The 17,223-nt window shown below is 69.9% G+C and carries 19 protein-coding genes and 1 pseudogene; 9 read left to right on the plus strand and 11 right to left on the minus strand.

From position 1 onward, the window contains the following. The 3 genes from P1P70_RS25050 to P1P70_RS25060 form a co-directional block, all read left to right on the plus strand. Positions 1-837 (plus strand): metallophosphoesterase (locus P1P70_RS25050; protein ID WP_319241466.1); only part of this gene is annotated, 837 nt, incomplete at its 5' end. Between the two features lie 192 nt (positions 838-1,029). Continuing rightward, positions 1,030-2,583: an ABC transporter substrate-binding protein gene (locus tag P1P70_RS25055; RefSeq protein ID WP_319241468.1), complete on the plus strand. Its 1,554-nt coding sequence runs from the start codon at positions 1,030-1,032 to the stop codon at positions 2,581-2,583. 117 nt (positions 2,584-2,700) lie between these two features. Further along, complete coding sequence (locus P1P70_RS25060; protein WP_319241470.1) at positions 2,701-3,096, plus strand: ATP-binding protein; 396 nt, start codon at positions 2,701-2,703, stop codon at positions 3,094-3,096. Here P1P70_RS25060 and P1P70_RS25065 read toward each other — a convergent pair. From P1P70_RS25065 to P1P70_RS25095, 7 genes and pseudogenes are all read right to left on the minus strand, one after another. Then, a pseudogene (locus P1P70_RS25065) lies at positions 3,089-3,357 on the minus strand (ATP-binding protein); the annotation flags it as partial. The gene P1P70_RS25060 and the pseudogene P1P70_RS25065 sit on opposite strands and share 8 nt — an antisense overlap. 118 nt (positions 3,358-3,475) lie before the next feature. Continuing rightward, the gene (locus tag P1P70_RS25070; protein ID WP_319241472.1) at positions 3,476-4,084 is read right to left on the minus strand and encodes a Uma2 family endonuclease; all 609 of its coding nucleotides are present in this window, start codon (positions 4,082-4,084) and stop codon (positions 3,476-3,478) included. Positions 4,085-4,171: 87 nt separating this feature from the next. After that, positions 4,172-4,981 carry a TetR family transcriptional regulator gene (locus tag P1P70_RS25075; RefSeq protein ID WP_319241474.1) on the minus strand — a complete coding sequence of 270 codons (810 nt, stop codon included), beginning with the start codon at positions 4,979-4,981 and terminating at the stop codon, positions 4,172-4,174. A gap of 9 nt (positions 4,982-4,990) precedes the next feature. Next, entirely contained in the window at positions 4,991-5,509 is a 519-nt protein-coding gene (locus P1P70_RS25080; RefSeq protein ID WP_319241476.1) for a thiol-disulfide oxidoreductase DCC family protein, read from the minus strand. Beyond that, on the minus strand, positions 5,506-5,913 hold the full coding sequence (locus P1P70_RS25085; RefSeq protein WP_319241478.1) for a hypothetical protein: 408 nt from the start codon (positions 5,911-5,913) through the stop codon (positions 5,506-5,508). The genes P1P70_RS25080 and P1P70_RS25085 overlap by 4 nt, the downstream gene beginning before the upstream one ends. Before the next feature lie 101 nt (positions 5,914-6,014). Further along, a complete protein-coding gene (locus P1P70_RS25090) occupies positions 6,015-6,425 on the minus strand; it encodes a VOC family protein (protein WP_319241480.1) in 411 nt (136 codons plus the stop codon). A gap of 394 nt (positions 6,426-6,819) precedes the next feature. Then, positions 6,820-7,626 (minus strand): hypothetical protein, encoded by an 807-nt coding sequence (locus tag P1P70_RS25095; protein ID WP_319241482.1) that lies wholly within the window; start codon positions 7,624-7,626, stop codon positions 6,820-6,822. A 520-nt stretch (positions 7,627-8,146) separates the two neighbouring features. Between P1P70_RS25095 and P1P70_RS25100 the strand changes: the two genes are divergently transcribed. The 6 genes from P1P70_RS25100 to P1P70_RS25125 all read left to right on the plus strand — a co-directional run bounded on the left by P1P70_RS25100 (position 8,147) and on the right by P1P70_RS25125 (position 13,357). Beyond that, a complete protein-coding gene (locus tag P1P70_RS25100) occupies positions 8,147-8,761 on the plus strand; it encodes a DsbA family protein (protein WP_319241484.1) in 615 nt (204 codons plus the stop codon). A 66-nt stretch (positions 8,762-8,827) separates the two neighbouring features. Continuing rightward, complete coding sequence (locus tag P1P70_RS25105; RefSeq protein WP_319241486.1) at positions 8,828-9,157, plus strand: hypothetical protein; 330 nt, start codon at positions 8,828-8,830, stop codon at positions 9,155-9,157. Next, on the plus strand, positions 9,157-11,733 hold the full coding sequence (locus tag P1P70_RS25110) for a DUF4132 domain-containing protein (protein ID WP_319241488.1): 2,577 nt from the start codon (positions 9,157-9,159) through the stop codon (positions 11,731-11,733). The genes P1P70_RS25105 and P1P70_RS25110 overlap by 1 nt, the downstream gene beginning before the upstream one ends. Before the next feature lie 176 nt (positions 11,734-11,909). Beyond that, positions 11,910-12,389 carry a TM2 domain-containing protein gene (locus P1P70_RS25115; RefSeq protein ID WP_045562917.1) on the plus strand — a complete coding sequence of 160 codons (480 nt, stop codon included), beginning with the start codon at positions 11,910-11,912 and terminating at the stop codon, positions 12,387-12,389. Beyond that, positions 12,382-12,780 (plus strand): DUF2752 domain-containing protein, encoded by a 399-nt coding sequence (locus P1P70_RS25120; protein WP_319241490.1) that lies wholly within the window; start codon positions 12,382-12,384, stop codon positions 12,778-12,780. The genes P1P70_RS25115 and P1P70_RS25120 overlap by 8 nt, the downstream gene beginning before the upstream one ends. A gap of 313 nt (positions 12,781-13,093) precedes the next feature. Beyond that, positions 13,094-13,357, plus strand: coding sequence for a TM2 domain-containing protein (locus P1P70_RS25125; protein WP_013001272.1), 264 nt, complete (start codon positions 13,094-13,096; stop codon positions 13,355-13,357). 216 nt (positions 13,358-13,573) lie between these two features. Here the strand turns inward: P1P70_RS25125 and P1P70_RS25130 are convergent, their stop codons facing one another. The 4 genes from P1P70_RS25130 to sdhC are packed head-to-tail and all read right to left on the minus strand — an operon-like array spanning position 13,574 to position 17,008. After that, entirely contained in the window at positions 13,574-14,353 is a 780-nt protein-coding gene (locus tag P1P70_RS25130) for a succinate dehydrogenase iron-sulfur subunit (protein WP_045562915.1), read from the minus strand. Continuing rightward, entirely contained in the window at positions 14,353-16,107 is a 1,755-nt protein-coding gene (sdhA, locus tag P1P70_RS25135) for a succinate dehydrogenase flavoprotein subunit (protein WP_319241492.1), read from the minus strand. The genes P1P70_RS25130 and sdhA overlap by 1 nt, the downstream gene beginning before the upstream one ends. A gap of 23 nt (positions 16,108-16,130) precedes the next feature. Next, positions 16,131-16,622 (minus strand): succinate dehydrogenase hydrophobic membrane anchor subunit, encoded by a 492-nt coding sequence (locus P1P70_RS25140; protein ID WP_319241494.1) that lies wholly within the window; start codon positions 16,620-16,622, stop codon positions 16,131-16,133. 5 nt (positions 16,623-16,627) lie between these two features. Next, positions 16,628-17,008 (minus strand): succinate dehydrogenase, cytochrome b556 subunit, encoded by a 381-nt coding sequence (gene sdhC / locus P1P70_RS25145; protein WP_078853945.1) that lies wholly within the window; start codon positions 17,006-17,008, stop codon positions 16,628-16,630. Positions 17,009-17,223: the final 215 nt, after the last annotated feature.

Consider the following 17,223-nt stretch of genomic DNA (forward strand, 5'->3'; position numbering starts at 1 on the left):
CCCCCGGCCGACCCCTCCCGCCGCCTCTTCGTCTCCCGGGTGGTGGGCGGTGCCGTCGCCGCCGCGGCCGTGGGCACGGTCGGCTACGGCACCTACGGCGTCGTCCGCGGACCCAAGCTCAAGCGGGTCACGGTGCCGCTGGCGAAGCTGCCGCGCGCCGCGCACGGTTTCCGCATCGCGGTGGTCAGCGACATCCACCTCTCACCGATGCTGGGCCGGGGCTTCGCGCAGAAGGTCGTCGACACGATCAACTCCACACAGCCCGACCTGATCGCGGTGGTCGGCGACCTGGTCGACGGCGACGTGGCGGACCTCGGCCCGGCGGCGGCACCGCTCGCCGGACTGAAGGCACGCCACGGCAGCTACTTCGTCACCGGCAACCACGAGTACATCTCCGGCGCCGAGCAGTGGGTCGAGGAGGTGCGGCGGCTGGGCCTGACCCCGCTGGAGAACGCCCGCCGCGAGCTGCCGTACCTCGACCTCGCCGGAGTGAACGACATCGCGGGCGAGGACGAGGGCCAGGGTCCCGACTTCGCCAAGGCGCTCGGTGACCGGGACACCTCGCGCGCCGTGGTGCTCATGGCCCACCAGCCCGTGCAGATCCACGATGCCGTCGACCACGGCGTCGACCTCCAGCTCTCCGGTCACACCCACGGTGGCCAGATGTGGCCCATGACCTATGTCGCGCAGGCCGCCAACCCGACCCTCGCGGGGCTGGAGCGCTACGGCGACACCCAGCTCTACGTGAGCCGCGGCGCGGGCGCCTGGGGGCCGCCGGTGCGGGTCGGGGCGCCCTCGGACATCACGGTCGTGGAGCTGGCGTCGAAGCAGGCGTGACGGCTCGTCAGGAAGGCTTCCGGTACAGGAGCGGAAGCCTTTCGGACACATATGGCGACATGCTTACCGAGTTCTTTCTCAACTCAACAAAAGCTGTCTTCCGTCAACACAGTCGACTGTGGTTAGGTGATCCGCGCCACCGCGGAACCACTGTGCGTAGTGGGCCGGGTGGGGTCCTTGGAAGGGGCACCGATGCGGTCGGTTCGCGTGCGGATTCTCGCGTCGCTGCTGGTGGTGGCGATCGCGGCGATCGGCGGCTGGCAGTTGCTGCCGGCCCAGCGGGACGGGAACAGGACGATCGTCGTCGGCACGACCGACAAGGTCACCTCGCTCGACCCGGCCGGGGCCTACGACGCCGGGTCCTGGGCCCTGTTCAACAACGTGTTCCAGTCGCTGCTGACCTTCGAACCGGGCGGCGGCGCACCCGTGCCCGACGCCGCGCGCGGCTGTGAGTTCCTCGGCAAAGCGCTCACCGTCTACCGCTGCACCCTGCGCCCGGGGCTGAGATTCCCCAGCGGACGCGAGGTCACCGGCAAGGACGTCAAGTACTCCTTCGACCGGGTCAAGCGCGTCAACTCCGATGTCGGACCGGCCGGGTTGCTCGACACCCTGCAGTCGGTCAGCGCCGACGGGCTGTCCGTCACCTTCCGCCTGTCCTCGCCGGACGCCACGTTCCCGTTCAAGGTGGCCACCGGAGCCGGGTCGATCGTCGACCGGACCAGGTACCCCGTCAACCGGCTGCGCACGGACGGCGGCGCCGACGGCACCGGCCCGTACACCCTGACGTCGTACGGCGACGGGCAGGCCCGCCTCACCCCCAACGACGGCTACCAGGGCGAGGCCCAGGGGGCCCGCAGGCCGGTCCTCATGCGCTACTACGAGGACTCGGCCGCGCTCCAGAAGGCATGGACGGCGCGCCGGGTGGACGTCGCCTCGCGCACACTGCCGCCCGCGACGCTCGCCGCCGTCTCGCCGAGCGACCTCGACCAGCGGGTCACCGAGGCCGACAGCACCGAGACCCGCAACCTGGTGCTCAACGTGCGGGTGGGCTCGCCGTTCCAGGACCGCCGGGTGCGGCAGGCGCTGGCCGCGCTGATCAACCGGGAGAAGCTGGTCGCCGAGGTCTACCAGGGCACCACCGAGCCCCTGTACTCGCTCATCCCGGCCGGACTCACGGGCCACACGACCTCGTTCTTCGACGCGAACCCCCGGCCCGACCCGCAGCGGGCCCGCAAGCTGCTCGACGAGGCCGGTGTCGGCATGCCGGTCCGCTTCACCTTCGGCTACGCCGAGGGCAGCGGCTCGGCCGCCGCCGAGGCCGCCGAACTGAAGCAGCAGTTGGAGGCGAGCGGGCTCTTCTACGTGACGACCAAGGCGTACGAGTGGACCGCCTTCCAGAAGCGGTACGCCGAGGGCAAGCTGGACGCGTACGGGGTGGGCTGGGTCGCCGACTACCCCGACCCCGACACCTTCAGCGGGCCCCTCGTCGGCACCGGCGGCTCCCTGAACAACGGCTACAGCAGCGGGCAGGCCGACCGGCTGATCAAGGACAGCCAGCGGTACGAGGACCGCAGCCGGGCCGCGGCGGACTTCAAGGAACTCCAGGAGGTCGTGGCGCAGGACGTGCCGATGATCCCGCTGTGGCAGCGCAAGGAGTACGTGCTCAGCAGCGAGGACGTCGGCGGGGCGCAGTACCTGTCCGACGACACCGGCGTCTTCCGGCTGTGGCGGCTGGACTGGATATGACAGACGCCGCGTGACAGCTGACGCGAAGTCGCGGGCCGGACGTTCGCGGGAGTGACACGGCGTGCCCGCCCCCCGCATCGTTCTGTGTCGGGGGTGTGTCCGGGGTGAGGAGCACACGTGTTGAGACGCAACTCCTTCCGGCTGCCCCGCCATCCGGCGTCCGTGGGGCTCGCCCGGCGACGCGTCCGGGAACATCTGGTCGACTGGGGGCACAAGGAGGGCTCCGCGACCCTGGAGGACGTCGTCCTCGTCGTCTCCGAGCTCGCGACCAACGTCGTACGCCACGGGCCCCTGCTGGAGCGGGAGTTCGAGATCGCCGTGACCGCCCTGGCCGACGGGACCTGCCTGGTCGAGGTCTCCGACGAGGACATGACCGTGCCCCGGATCAGGGACGTGGGGGACTGGGAGGAGACGGGGCGGGGGCTGCGGCTCGTGGAGCACCTCGCCGCGGGCTGGGGGGTGTGGAGCCGGGGACGGCACGGGAAGACGGTCTGGGCGCTGGTAGGAGGGTGACCGTCACTTTCAGGCCATCGCCCGGGGCCGTGCTCACCGAGACCTCGCCCTCATGGGCTTCCACCACGCCCTGCACGATGGCCATGCCCAGGCCGCTGCCGGCGCCGCCCCCCGCCCGGAAGAAACGGTCGAAGATCCGGCACGCGTCCTCCCGCCGCCGCCGTCGGCGCGGACCGTGACCGTGACCGGACGGTCGGGCTGCTGGGCACGCAGGTCGACGGCGGCGTCGCGGACCAGACGGGTGAGGTCGACCTCGCGGACGGTTCGTACATCGTCGCCGTACCGGGCCCGGGGCCGTATCTGCTGGCGACGACCACCGCACCGCCGCACGTCTCGCGGGCGCGTCAGGTCGGTGTGCGGGCGGGCGGCGCTGGCGTGGTCAATTAGTTTTCGGCTGACCTGCCTTGAGGATCGCCTCGACGTCCAGGGTGACTTTGGCGCCGATGGACTCGGGCAGGGTGACGGTCTCGCCGGGGGCGTGTACGCGGTGGCTGGCGTACGTGTCGCCGGCGGGGTCGGTGAGTACGTGGAGGCGCTGGTGCTGGCGGTTGACGATGACGTAGACCGGGATCTTCGCCTGGGCATACGCGGTGACCTTGGCGCGGAGGTCGTTCTGGTAGTTGCTGGAGGTGACCTCGAGAACGAGACGGAAGGCGATCGGGTCGTAGCAGTTGTTCTCGACGAGGTGATCTTCGATGTCGGCGTCGACGACCACGAGGTCGGGGATCGCGTAGTCCTCGGCACCACCCGGCAGCCAGAGCCCGACACCCTCGGTCACCTCGGAATCCCCGTCCCCCAGCCCTGCGGCGATGAAGGGACTCCGCAACCTGGACAGAGCACGGGCGTGGGCGAAGTTGGCGGGCGGCGTCACGACGATCGTGCCTCCGATGATCTCGACGCGATACCCCGGAAGGCGGTCCATGACCTGGTTCGCCTCCGCGATGAGCGGACGGTCTCCATGGGGCCGCTCGACGGATGCTGTGGACATCACGTGCCTCCTGTGGGCTGGTGCCGAGGCCATCATCGTAGGCAGGAGCGGAGCCAAGTGTCCCGTTCGATCCCGTTCACCCGACGATCACTCCGCCGCCCGCGCCTCGCCGCCCTCCCCCGGCGTCCCCTTCGTCATCCCCGGCAGGAAGTCCGTGAACAGCTCGTGCACCTCGCGGACCAGCGGACGCAGCGCGCGGAACCGTGCCAGCGAGACGCCCCGGGTGGTCAGCCGGGCCCCCCGCTCGGCCAGCCGGTAGCTGCGGGCGCGCCCCTCGCTCCGGTCGAAGACCCAGTACAGGACGAGCCCCATCAGGGAGAGCCACATCAACTCGGGGAGGATGTCCCGGAGTTCGTCCGGGACCTTGGCCTTGGACCCGGCGAGCACCTCGCGGTGGATGGCGATGGACTCCTCGCGCGGCCCCTCCGACTCGGGGGAGAAGGGACTGAGCGGGCTCTGCGGATCGGCCGCGTTCTTGAAGAACTGCGCCGCGAACTCGTGATACGGCTCCGCCACGTCCAGCCACGCCTTCAGCACCCCCGCGATCCGCGCCTCCAGATCCTTCTCCCGCTCCAGCACGGGCCGCACCGCCACCAGGTGCTCCGCGCCGATCCGGTCGTAGAACCCCTGGATCAGGTGTTCCTTGCCGGCGAAGTAGTAGTACGCGTTCCCGACGGAGACGCCGGCCTCCTTGGCGATGGCCCGCATCGTCGTCTTGTCGTACCCGCGCTCCTGGAAGAGCCGCAGCGCGGTCTCCAGGATCAGCGCGCGGGTCTGCTCGGACTTGGCGGTGCCCCGGGGGCCGGGTTGTTCCGAACCGTTCCCAGGGCCGCCGGGCCCCGCGTCGAGCTGGTCGTCAACGGGCTCTGGGCTGGGGCTGTCGTTCGCTGCGGGCACGGGCAGAGCCTAACGAGTCGGGCAGGTACCGCTGTCGCAGTCTCCGGGAGTCCGGTACACCCACCCGTACCGGCGGTCGTACGACCATCCCGTCAGCTCGGCCCCGCCGCTTCCGCAGCCCGAGCCGGGCTGCCGGTGGGCGCCCCGCCACTTCGCGGCGGTCAGTACGGCGGTGCGTGCGAGCCGGGCGCCCGCCGGGGTGCTCAGCCGGTGCGCGAGCGGCCGGTGCGCGCGCAGGGCCCACAGGCACACGATCCAGGCGGCGGACCCCCGGTACACCTGCCCGCCGTCCCCGACGATCGTGATCTCCTCCAACGTGGCCGCGTGATCGAGCGACGGAAACAGCCGCCGCGCCTCCTCCGAACCCGCTGCCACGAACGTCAGGGGAACCAACTGGAGCTGCTTCCCCAGCCACTCCCGAAGGAAGGCGCACAGCCCGCACCCGGCGTCGTACAGCACGGTGAGCCCGTGGACCGGGACGCGCTCGGCGCCCCGGTCCACGGCGGCCGGCCCGGCCGTGGCGCTCATACGCGGCCCGTCGGAGCGACCCAGCCCTGCGGTGCGACCGGCGGCAGCTGCTCGCGTTCCATGACGCCCCGCCGCCGGAACTTGTTCAGCACGAACACGTTCCCCAGGTGCAGCGCGCCGAGCACGAGCAGCACCACGCCGAGCTTCGCCGACACCGCCTCGAAGACCTCACGGGGGCTGGTGATGGAGCCGTCGGCGTTCAGATACAGCGCCACGAAGCCCAGGTTCACGAGATAGAAGCCGACCACCAGCAGGTGGTTCACGGCGTCCGCGAGCGTCTCGTTCCCCCGCAGCACGTCCGAGAGGAAGATCCGCCCGTTCCTGCTCAACGTCCGTGCCACCCACACCGTCAGCCCCACGCTGACCAGCGAATAGACGACGTACGCGACGACCGTGAGATCCATGTCCCCACCCCTCAGTGGCATTCTTGAACGCGTTCAAAGCGTCCTGGGGGAGACTGTAGCGCTGTTTTTGAACGCGTTCAACCGATCGATCGGTGAACCGATCATCCGGTGCGGGCCAGCTCCGGCCGCTTGCCGTAGTCCGTGAGCCCGATGACGTTCCCCCAGGGGTCCGCGAACTCGACGGTCCACCCGGTGGCGACGGAGAAGGGGGCGTCGAGCGGCGGCACTCCGGCCGCCGCGAGGGCGCGGGCGGCGGCCCGCGCGTCGGGCACCTCCAGCCACACCCGCGCGGACGCCCACGCGGGCGGCCGCTGCGGCAACTCCTCCTCCACCCGCAACAGCAGCCCGGGCGTCTCCTTGCCGACCTTCAGCCCCGCGATCCCGGCCTCGTCCAGCCGGAAGCCCACCTCGAACCCGGCCCGCTCGTAGAAGGAGACGGCTTCGCCGAGGTCACCGACGGGGAGCAGGACGTTGTCGAAGCCGAGCAGGTCGTACGACTCATTGTCTGACATGTCGTCAGATTAGATCGATGGAGTCGGTATCGGTGGGAGCGACAGCACTCGTGCCGTGCGGCTGACAGAGCCGTGACGCCACGAGGGGCTCAGCGGGGTCACCCCGTGCTGAGCCCCGATCTCCGTACCCGATCCGGCCAGGACGGCCTTGCCGCCGACGTAGAAGCGCACCGAACCGTCGGAACGAACCGTCCATACGTCGGGAACGCCGTCCCCGTTAGCGTCCGGGGTCCCGATCGGCCGCGGGACGTCGAGGCTCCATGGCGACGGGACCGATGACCTGATGAGGTGGTGATCGACCTGACGGGCGATGAGTCGAGGTAGTCGTCCTCCATAGGGGCAGTCACGGTGGGGCCGGCCGCGGCGAAGTACGGCCGGCCCCACCGGTAGTGGGTCAGCTGCCGCAGCCCCCGACCCGCCGCGTGCTCACCGCGATGTCGTCCATGCGCATGTCGTACGACGAGGGGGTGGGGCCCGCCTGGTACAGCTGCCAGCCCAGCTTCAGTTCGTCGAAGGTGGGGAAGACGAAGTCGTCCGTCGTGCCGCCGTGTTGGGTGGTGGTGACGGTCAGGTCGGGCTGGGCCACGCCGTCGAAGTAGACCGTGACGCGGTTGTCCGTGGCGTCCAGGTGGAATTCCACGCACTGCCACTTGCCCGCGACCGCCGGGGCCGACGTCTTCCAGTTCGTCCAGTCACCCGTCGGGCCCAGGTCCGAGCCGACGCCCCAGAAGTTGCCCTTGTCCGTGGGGGCGTACTGGCCGCCGAGGGGGCGGACCAGGGTGGGGGAGTCGGGGCCCGAGGCTTCGGCCAGAGTCCAGTGGGCCCAGTCCGGGGCCGTGGGGAACTCGGTCACGCGCAGCCGCATCCGGGCCCAGAAGCTGTTGCCGCGTGGCGCGAGGTCGGACAGGACCATGAAGGCGCGGCCGTTGCCCTCGGTGCGTAGGCGCAGTTCGCGACCGTGGCCGGTGGAGCTGGGCGCGACGGTCAGGGTGCCGTTGGAGGTGTCGGTGGTCCAGCCTCTGCCCTTCGTCACCGGGCCGAGGGGGAGGCGGTCGAAGTTCTCCCGAACGAGCGTGCCGCCGCCGTACGAGTGGCCTGACGTGTCGTGTGGGGTGGGCGTCGCCGAGGCTGTGGGGGGTGTCGCGATCAGGATCGCGGCCACGGCCGTAAGGGCGGCCGAGGCTTTCCTCAGGAGGTTCATGGGGTCAGTGTGTGAACAACCGCCCCATCCGTCACGGGAGTTGGACGCAATCCGGCCATGCGGCGCCGCTTGCTGGACGGCCACGCGCTGTTGTGGGCGCCTTGCCCGGTATCTGCACACATGCGCACGCGTTCGTGAGGTGGTGCCGAGAGGAACAGGCTTTTCGTCGACGCGTCGACGCGTCGAACGTGCGTGCGGGGAAGGCCTGTTGGGGGCGTGGGGGTCGTACGGACAGGAGAGGTCTTTTTTTGATAGTTCCTGGTCAGCGGCCTGTGTCGTACAGTACGCGGACATGTCGGCCCCAGGGGTTCGGGGCGAGGACGACGGATGTCGAGGGAGGGGAGCCGCGCAGGCTGTGATCCGGCCCTTCGGTGAGTGGTGGAGGGTGGGCGTCGATGGTGGGTGCGCGGAGAAGACGGATGACGGCCGTGGTGGTCGTCGCACTGGGGCTGCTGCTCGGCGGTTGCGGTGAGCGGCCCGCCTGGGCGGAGCGCAGCCCCCCTACGGCGACCTGCGGGAGTTGCCGGAGGAGCTGGACACCGACGGCACGACGATCCGCGTCGGGGACCCGCACGCGCCGGTCACCCTCCGCCTCTACGAGGACATGCGCTGCCCCGTCTGCGAGGAGTTCGAGCGGACCGGCGCTCCGGCCGCGCTGCAGCGGACGTTGGCGCGCAGGGTGGTGACCGAGTACACCCTTGCCTCCTTCCTGGACGACAAGCTGGGCGGCAGTGGCTCGAAGAAGGCGGCGAATGCCCTGCGGGCCGCGCTGGCGGAGGGCAAGTTCGCCGAGTACCACGCCGTGCTCTACGAGAACCAGCCCGAGGAGATCGTCGACGGCTTCACCGACGCGTATCTGCTCGAACTCGCCGCCGAGGTGGAGGGGCTGCGCGGTCCGGCGTTCGACTCCGCCGTCAAGACCATGAAGTACCGCGACTTCGTGGCGAGGTCCCAGAAGGCCTTCGAGCGGGTGGCCCCCGGCACGCCCGCCGCCGACATCAACGGGAACCGGGTCCGTGAGGCGTACTCCGGGGTCCTCGGCGAGGAGGCGGCATTCGGGCGGCTGCTCGACGCCGTGGAGAAGGACCCGGAGGGGTGGGAGGAGTACACGCCCATGTCGCAGGACCTGGGCTGACTTGCCGGTCCGAGGACGCGGGCCGACGGTCGGCACTTGTCAGTGCTGCCCCTTACTGTCCCCCTCATGGCAACGGTGACGTTCGTCGAAAAGACGGCGAGTGGGGTGCGGGGCGAGGGCCGGGTGGTCGAACTCGTCGAGGAGCGGGTGACGGTGGAGGAGCTGATCCGGCGGCGGGTTTTCCTGACGCCCGCCGAAGGTTCGGCTCGACGCCCGGCACAGACGCCCGCCGAACCCCCGGAGGCCCGCGCCGAGGCCGCGCTTCGGGCCTTCGCCGGGAACGGCCTCCTCGTGCTCGTCGGCGACCGGCAGGTCACCGAGCTGGACGAGGAGATCGAGCTGGCCGCCGGTACCGAGGTCACCTTCCTCCGGCTCGTCCCCCTGGTGGGCGGCTGATGCCCGCGCACACGCCCCGCTCCCTCGTCCAGCGGGCGCGGAACCGGATCGAGGCCGGGGACATGGAGCGGCTCGCCGACGAGGTGATGAAGGCCGTCTTCGCCACCAAGGGGTACTGGGACGGTGGGTGGACGCACCTCCTCGACGAGTTGCGAGGGCTGTCCGACGAGAACCGGGTTCCGTTCGTGGACGCCTTCGTCCGTCGCTTCTACGCCTTGGAACAGGACTCCGTCGCCCGGTCCGGCGCCATCGCCCTGCTCTGCATGATCGGCGCCGACAGCTCAGGGGAGTTGCTCGCCGAAGAGCGGCGCGCCGAGCTGGAGCGGCTCGGTCGGCGGGTCAACTTCTGGCAGTCCGGGCCCTTCTACGCCCTCGCCGAGGCCGAGCTGGCCTCCGGGCGCCCCCTGCCCGCCCCCGTCGTCGCCGTCTTCCGCCGCTCCAGCATGGACTCGTACTGCGATCCGGAGCTGGTCACCCTCACGAAGACGTTCGCCGAGCCACTCCTCAACGTCGGCGAGCAGTGGGCCGAGCACGCCATGGCCGTGGCGGACGCCGAGCGCGAGACGGCCGCGGCCGACGCCGAGCACGAGATGGCCGCGGCCGACGCCCAGCGCACCGACCGTGCTCATTGGCACGCCCTCCTCGCCCACGCCCTCACCGCCACCACCTCCAAGCCCAGTGCCAAGTGGGACGCCACGGCCCGCACGCTCATCGACGCCCTCGGCGCCGAGCGCGTCCGCACCACCGTTGTGTCCTGGCTTGCCCTCGTCGGCCGCCCGCGCACCCTCCCGCTGGAGCGGCAGGAGCACGAGCCGGACGTCAACCAGGCGTTCGACGCCTTCAACGCGACCGCCCTGCGCGGCCTCACCTGGCTGGTCTCGCTCCTCCTGCCGCACCCGGAGACCACCCGCGCCCTCGGCGCCCTCGTCGAGACCTCGCTCAGGAAGGTCGCCGGCATCGGCCCCCGCAGCCCCAAGGTCGCCAACGCCGCCGTCGTCGCCCTGACCCGGGTCGACGGCGACGGCGCCCTCGCGGAGCTCGCCCGGCTCGCCACCCGCGTCACCTACAAGAACACCGCGAAGCTCGTCGACACCGCCCTCACCGACCGGGCCACCGCGCTCGGACTCGGCCGGGAGGAGATCGAGGAGCTGGCCGTTCCGGCGTACGGTCTCACCGAGGTCGGGCGCGTCGAGCACCGGTTCGGTGATGTCACTGCGGAGATCCGCGTCCAGGGCACCCGGGCGGTCCTCACCTGGTGCAACGCGGCGGGCAAGGCCGTCAGAAGCGTGCCGGCCACCGTGCGGCGCGACCACGCCGAGGAGTTGAAGGAGCTCAAGGCCACCGTCAAGGACATCGACAGGATGCTCACCGCGCAGAGCGAGCGCCTCGACCGGCAGTTCCTCGCGCGCCGGACCCGGACCTACGACGCGTGGCGGCAGCGGTACCTGGACCACCCCCTCGTCGGCACCCTCGCCCGCCGTCTCCTCTGGGTCGTCGACGGCACGACCGTCGGGTGGGCCGACGGCGAGCCGCGCACCCTGACCGGCGATCCGGTCGATCCGGTCGGCCCGGTCGGCCCGGGCACCCGGGTCGAACTCTGGCACCCCCTGGACCGCGACCCCCCCGAGGTCGTCGCCTGGCGTGACCGGCTGGAGCGGCAGGGGATCACCCAGCCCTTCAAGCAGGCCCACCGCGAGGTGTATCCGCTCACCGACGCCGAGCGCGCCACCGCCGTCTACTCCAACCGCTTCGCGGGGCACATCCTGCGGCAGCACCAGTTCCACTCCCTCGCCGCGACCAGGGGCTGGCGCAACAGGCTCCGGCTGTCCGTCGACGACGTGGCGCCGCCCGCGACCCGCGAACTGCCGCAGTGGGGGCTGCGGGCTGAGTACTGGATCGAGGGGGAGGGGCACGAGTACGGGGAGGAGACCACCGACTCCGGTGCCTATCTGCGGCTGCGGACCGACCAGGTCCGCTTCTATCCGCTCGACGCCCCACAGAACCAGGCCCCCTGCTGGGGCGGCGCGTACGCGATGTGGCTGCCCGACGGCCGCGATCCGGTCGACCCGGTTCCGCTCGCCGCCGTACCGCCGCTCGTCCTCTCCGAAGTGCTGCGCGACGTCGACCTGTTCGTGGGTGTCGCCAGCGTCGGCAACGACCCGACCTGGCAGGACGGGGGACCCGAGGGCCGCTTCGTCGAGTACTGGACGTCGTACGGCTTCGGCGAGCTGGACCAGAGCGCCGAGACCCGCCGGACGCTGCTGGAGCGGCTCGTGCCACGGCTCGCGATCGCCGACCGGTGCACGCTCGAAGGGCGGTTCCTCCAGGTCGAGGGCGCACTGCACACGTACCGGATCCACCTCGGCTCCGGCAACATCCTGATGTCCCCGAACGACCGCTATCTGTGCGTCGTCCCCAAGTCGACCGTCGAGGGCGGGAACGGAAGGAACGGAACCGCGCAGACCGGCTATCTCCCCTTCGAGGGCGACCGTATGCTCGCAGTCATCCTCAGCAAGGCGATGCTGCTCGCCAAGGACACGGAGATCACGGACCCGACGATCGTCAGCCAGCTGTGAAACGTCTGTGCGGCCGACGGGGGCAAGGCGATGTGACTCCGCCCACATGCGGGAGTCGGGACGGGCACCGGTCGAAGTAACAACTTCTCTCCGGGCCCTTCCCTCCTGCAATATGACGGACAGCCCATAGTGAGTTTTTCAGCCGCTCAAGCAATCAACACGCAGGAGTCAGTACCGTGACCGAGCAGCCTCAGCAGCCCGCTCAGCCCCCGCAGCCGCCGCAGCCCGGATACGGGTACCCGAACGCCGCCCCCGGCCAGCCGGCCGCGGGTCCGTACGGGGCTCCGCAGGGCGGCTACCAGCAGCCGGGCGCGGGCCAGCCCGGCTACGGCTACCCCCAGCAGGGCGGTTACCCCCAGGGTGGCTACCAGGTGCCCCCGACGCCGGGCGGCGCGTACACGGGCGACCCCAACGCCCCCTACGGGTACGACCCGTACGGCCGCCCGTACTCCGACAAGTCGAAGATCGTCGCGGGCATCCTCTCGCTGTTCCTGGGTGCCTTCGGCGTCGGCCGCTTCTACATCGGTCATGTCGGCCTCGGCGTCGCGCAGCTCCTCACCTGCGGCGGCCTCGGCATCTGGTCGCTGGTCGACGGCATCATCCTGCTCACCAGCAGCAACACCACGGACTCCAACGGACGTGTCCTGCGTGGCTGAGCGCGGCCTCAGCACCCTCCGGCATCCGGCGGCGGCACCCCTCGCGGTGGCCGCCGCCGGGCTGGCGGGCGCCGCGTACCTGTACGGCACCAACCCGCACGAGCCCGGCCATCTGCTGCCCCAGTGCCCGTTCCGCTATGTCACCGGGCTGCTCTGCCCCGCCTGCGGTGGCACCCGCATGGTGTACGACCTGATGCACGGCCAGTTCACCGCCGCCTGGCACGACAACCGGATGCTGATGCTCGCCGCGCCCTTCGCCCTCGTCCTGCTCGGCCGTTGGGCCGTCGAGGGGCTGCGCGGCCGCCGCTGGCGACCCGGGCTGAAACCCCGCACCCAGGCCCTGATCCTGGGCGTCGCGGTGACGTGGACGATCGTCCGCAATCTGCACTGATCGGCCCCCGCCGAGCCCGCCCGACGCCCGTACATCCCTTACGCCCGCTTTATGTTGCTCAGTTGTCGCAAGTTGGCTGGAATCGGATCACGGAATCGGAACGATCACCCCGATCCACTCCCATCCGCGCCTCACGTCTCATTACGCTGCAACGGCTACAGGGGGGATGACGGGGGATTACGTCGTGCTCGATCGTCGGTCGGTGTTCGCCGTGCCCGATCGCAGTGGGTTCTCTGCCACGCCTTCTCTCCTGTGATCGCTCCCGGGGCAATCAGCTTCGGTATTTCAGTCAGTACATCCAGGAGTTACTTCCATGACCGTCCCCACCCCTGACGCTCCCTTCGGCCACGACCCGCAGGGTCGCCCGTACTCCGACAAGTCGAAGATCGTCGCCGGTGTTCTGCAGCTCTTCCTCGGCACGCTCGGCATCGGTCGTTTCTACGTCGGTTCCGTCGGCGTGGGCGTCGCCCAGCTCCTCACCTGCGGTGGTCTGGGCTTCTGGTCCCTGATCGACGGCATCCTGTTCCTCACGAGCAACGACCGCACCGACGCGCAGGGTCGTGTCCTGCGCGGCTGAGTGCGGAGGATCGCCGCTCAGGCGATCGACCGAAGGGCCTCGTCCACCGCGGAGCTTCCCCCAAGGCTCCGCGCGGGGACGGGGCCCTCGTCGTGCGCCCTGATGCGTGCGCCCTGATGCGTGCGCCCTCGTGCGTGGGCACGCCCGCGCGCACGCCGAGCATGAGGAAGGCCCGCAGGGATCCTGCGGGCCTTCCTCATGCGGTGCCGCGGCGGCTCAGAAGCGGCGCGTGATGAGCGCCCGCTTCACCTCCTGGATCGCCTTGGTGACCTCGATACCGCGCGGGCAGGCGTCCGTGCAGTTGAACGTCGTACGGCAACGCCACACGCCGTCACGGTCGTTGAGGATCTCCAGCCGCTGCTCGCCGGCCTCGTCACGCGAGTCGAAGATGAAGCGGTGGGCGTTGACGATCGCGGCCGGACCGAAGTACTGGCCGTCGTTCCAGAACACCGGGCACGAGGACGTGCACGCGGCGCAGAGGATGCACTTCGTGGTGTCGTCGAAGCGCTCACGGTCCTCGGCGGTCTGGAACCGCTCACGCGTCGGCTCGTTGGTGTCCTTCGTGATCAGGAAGGGCATCACGTCCCGGTACGCCTGGAAGAACGGCTCCATGTCCACGACCAGGTCCTTCAGGACCGTGAGGCCCTTGATGGGCTCGACCGTGATCGGCTTCTCGGGGTTGATGTCCTTGATCAGCGTCTTGCAGGCCAGACGGTTCTTGCCGTTGATCCGCATGGCGTCCGACCCGCAGATGCCGTGGGCGCAGGAACGGCGGAACGTCAGCGTGCCGTCCACATCCCACTTGATCTTGTGCAGACCGTCGAGGACGCGCTCCTTGGGGTCGATCTCCAGCTGGAAGTCCTGCCAGCTGGCCTCGGCCGAGACCTCGGAGTTGAAGCGACGGACACGGAAGGTGACCGTGATGTACGGGGAGTCGGCGAAACCGGGCTCGGGGCTGCCTGCCGCGTCCGCCTTGTCCAGGGTCGGGGTTGCCATCAGTACTTACGCTCCATCGGCTGGTAGCGGGTCTGGACGACCGGCTTGTAGTCGAGGCGGACGGTCTCGGAGCCGTCGTCGCCGACCTCGCGGTACGCCATGGTGTGACGCATGAAGTTGACGTCGTCGCGGTTGGGGTAGTCCTCGCGGTAGTGACCACCGCGGGACTCCTTGCGCGCGAGCGCGGAGACGGCCATGACCTCGGCCAGGTCGAGCAGGTTGCCCAGCTCGACGGCCTCCAGGAGGTCGGTGTTGAACCGGCGGCCCTTGTCCTGGATCGCCACGTTCTTGTAGCGCGCGCGCAGCTCGGCGATCTTCTCGACGGCCGTCTTGATCGTCTGCTCGGTGCGGAACACCATGACGTTGGCGTCCATGGTCTCCTGCAGCTCGCGCCGCAGCTCCGCCACGCGCTCGTTGCCCGTGGAGGCGCGCAGCCGCTCGATCTGCTCGACGACCAGGGACTCCGGGTTCTCCGGCAGCTCGACGAAGTCGGCCGTCTGCGAGTAGTCGGCGGCGGCGATGCCCGCCCGCTTGCCGAACACGTTGATGTCGAGCAGCGAGTTGGTGCCCAGACGGTTGGCGCCGTGCACGGAGACACAGGCGACCTCACCGGCGGCGTACAGACCGGGGACGACGGTGGTGTTGTCGCTGAGGACCTCACCCTCGACGTTCGTCGGGATGCCGCCCATGGCGTAGTGCGCGGTCGGCTGGATCGGGATCGGGTCCGTGTAGGGCTCGATGCCGAGGTACGTCCGCGCGAACTCGGTGATGTCCGGGAGCTTGGCGTCGAGTTGCTCCGGCGGGAGGTGCGTGAGGTCGAGGTAGACGTGGTCGCCCTCGGGACCGCAGCCGCGGCCCTCGCGGATCTCCGTGTAGATGGACCGGGACACGACGTCTCGCGACGCCAGGTCCTTCATCACCGGCGCGTACTTCTCCATGAAGCGCTCGCCGTCCTTGTTGCGGAGGATGCCGCCCTCACCGCGGGCGCCCTCCGTCAGCAGGATGCCCATGCGCCAGATGCCGGTCGGGTGGAACTGGAAGAACTCCATGTCCTCCAGCGGCAGCCCGCGACGGTAGACGGCCGCCTGGCCGTCACCGGTCAGGGTGTGCGCGTTCGACGTCACCTTGAAGAACTTGCCGGTGCCGCCGGACGCGTAGATCACGGCCTTCGCCTGGAAGACGTGGATCTCACCGGTGGCGAGTTCGTACGCGACGACACCGGCCGACTTCTTGACGCCGTCGACCTCGGTGATCAGCTGGTCCAGGACGTAGAACTCGTTGAAGAACTCCACGCCGTGCTTGACGCAGTTCTGGTAGAGCGTCTGGAGGATCATGTGACCGGTGCGGTCGGCCGCGTAGCAGGAGCGGCGGACCGGGGCCTCGCCGTGGTTCCGGCTGTGACCGCCGAAGCGGCGCTGGTCGATCGTCCCGTTGGGCGTCCGGTTGAACGGCAGGCCCATCTTCTCCAGGTCGAGGACGGAGTCGATGGCCTCCTTCGCCAGGATCTCGGCGGCGTCCTGGTCGACCAGGTAGTCACCGCCCTTGACGGTGTCGAAGGTGTGCCACTCCCAGTTGTCCTCCTCCACGTTGGCGAGCGCGGCGGCCATGCCGCCCTGCGCGGCGCCCGTGTGGGAGCGGGTGGGGTACAGCTTGGTCAGCACGGCGGTGCGGCTGCGCTGCGTGGACTCGATGGCCGCACGCATACCGGCGCCGCCGGCGCCGACGATGACGGTGTCGTACTTGTGGATCTTCATGATCGGTTGCCTCAGCCCCGTGCCTAGCGGATGTTCGGGTCGAAGGTGAAGATCACCAGCGTGCCCAGCAGGATGGTGAACACCGTGGCGGTGTACAGCAGGCCCTTGAGCCACAGCCGCGTGTTCGGGCGCTCCGCGTAGTCGTTGATGACCGTGCGCAGGCCGTTCGCGCCGTGCAGCATCGCGAGCCACAGCATCAGCAGGTCCCAGGTCTGCCAGAACGGCGAGGCCCAGCGGCCCGCGACGAACGCGAAGCCGATCTTGGAGACGCCGCCGTCGAGGACGAGCTGGATCAGCAGGTGGCCGATGACCAGGACGACCAGGACGATGCCGGAGAGGCGCATGAAGAGCCACGCGACCATCTCGAAGTTGCCGCGGGTCGACTTCGGGGTCTTCTTGGTGCGCTTGCGGGGCGGCTCGATGAAGGGGGCCGGGTTGTCCGGGCTGTAGCCCGACAGCTCCCCGGCGCCCTCGACGGGGCCGATGCCGGACGCGGTGGTTTCAGTGGCGGACATCTGCCTCAGCTCCCGAAGACTTCACGGACGGCGTGGCCGAGGACGGGGTACAGGGCCCCGATCATCAGCACGAGCCAGATGCCGACGACGGACCACAGCATCGTCTTCTGGTGACGGGGGCCGTTGGACCAGAAGTCGACGGCGATGACCCGAAGACCGTTGAGCGCGTGGAAGAGGACTGCGGCGACGAGGCCGTACTCCAGCAGCGCGACGATCGGCGTCTTGTACGTGGCCACGACCTTGTCGTAGGCGTCGGGGGAGACACGGACGAGAGCGGTGTCCAGCACGTGTACGAACAGGAAGAAGAAGATGAGGACGCCGGTGACTCGATGAGCCACCCAGGACCACATTCCTTCCCGGCCGCGGTACAGCGTTCCAGCCGGCACGGAAGAACCCTCCGGGAGCGGGGATTGGGGCCGGCCGGCTTGCTTGTCGGTCTGACCCGGCCGGGTACGGTCCACCGGCCCCGGCCATGGTAGCGATGCCGTTGCACTTGGATTGAGCCGGGAGGGTTGGTGTGATCAAACTGGCATACAAAGGTGCACGTAAGGGTTAGTAGGGGGCGGCATCCGGGCTGGGGGTGCTGGTGGGATGCCGGGTG

This window comes from Streptomyces sp. MB09-02B, from assembly GCF_033794485.1.
GTDB lineage: Bacteria > Actinomycetota > Actinomycetes > Streptomycetales > Streptomycetaceae > Streptomyces.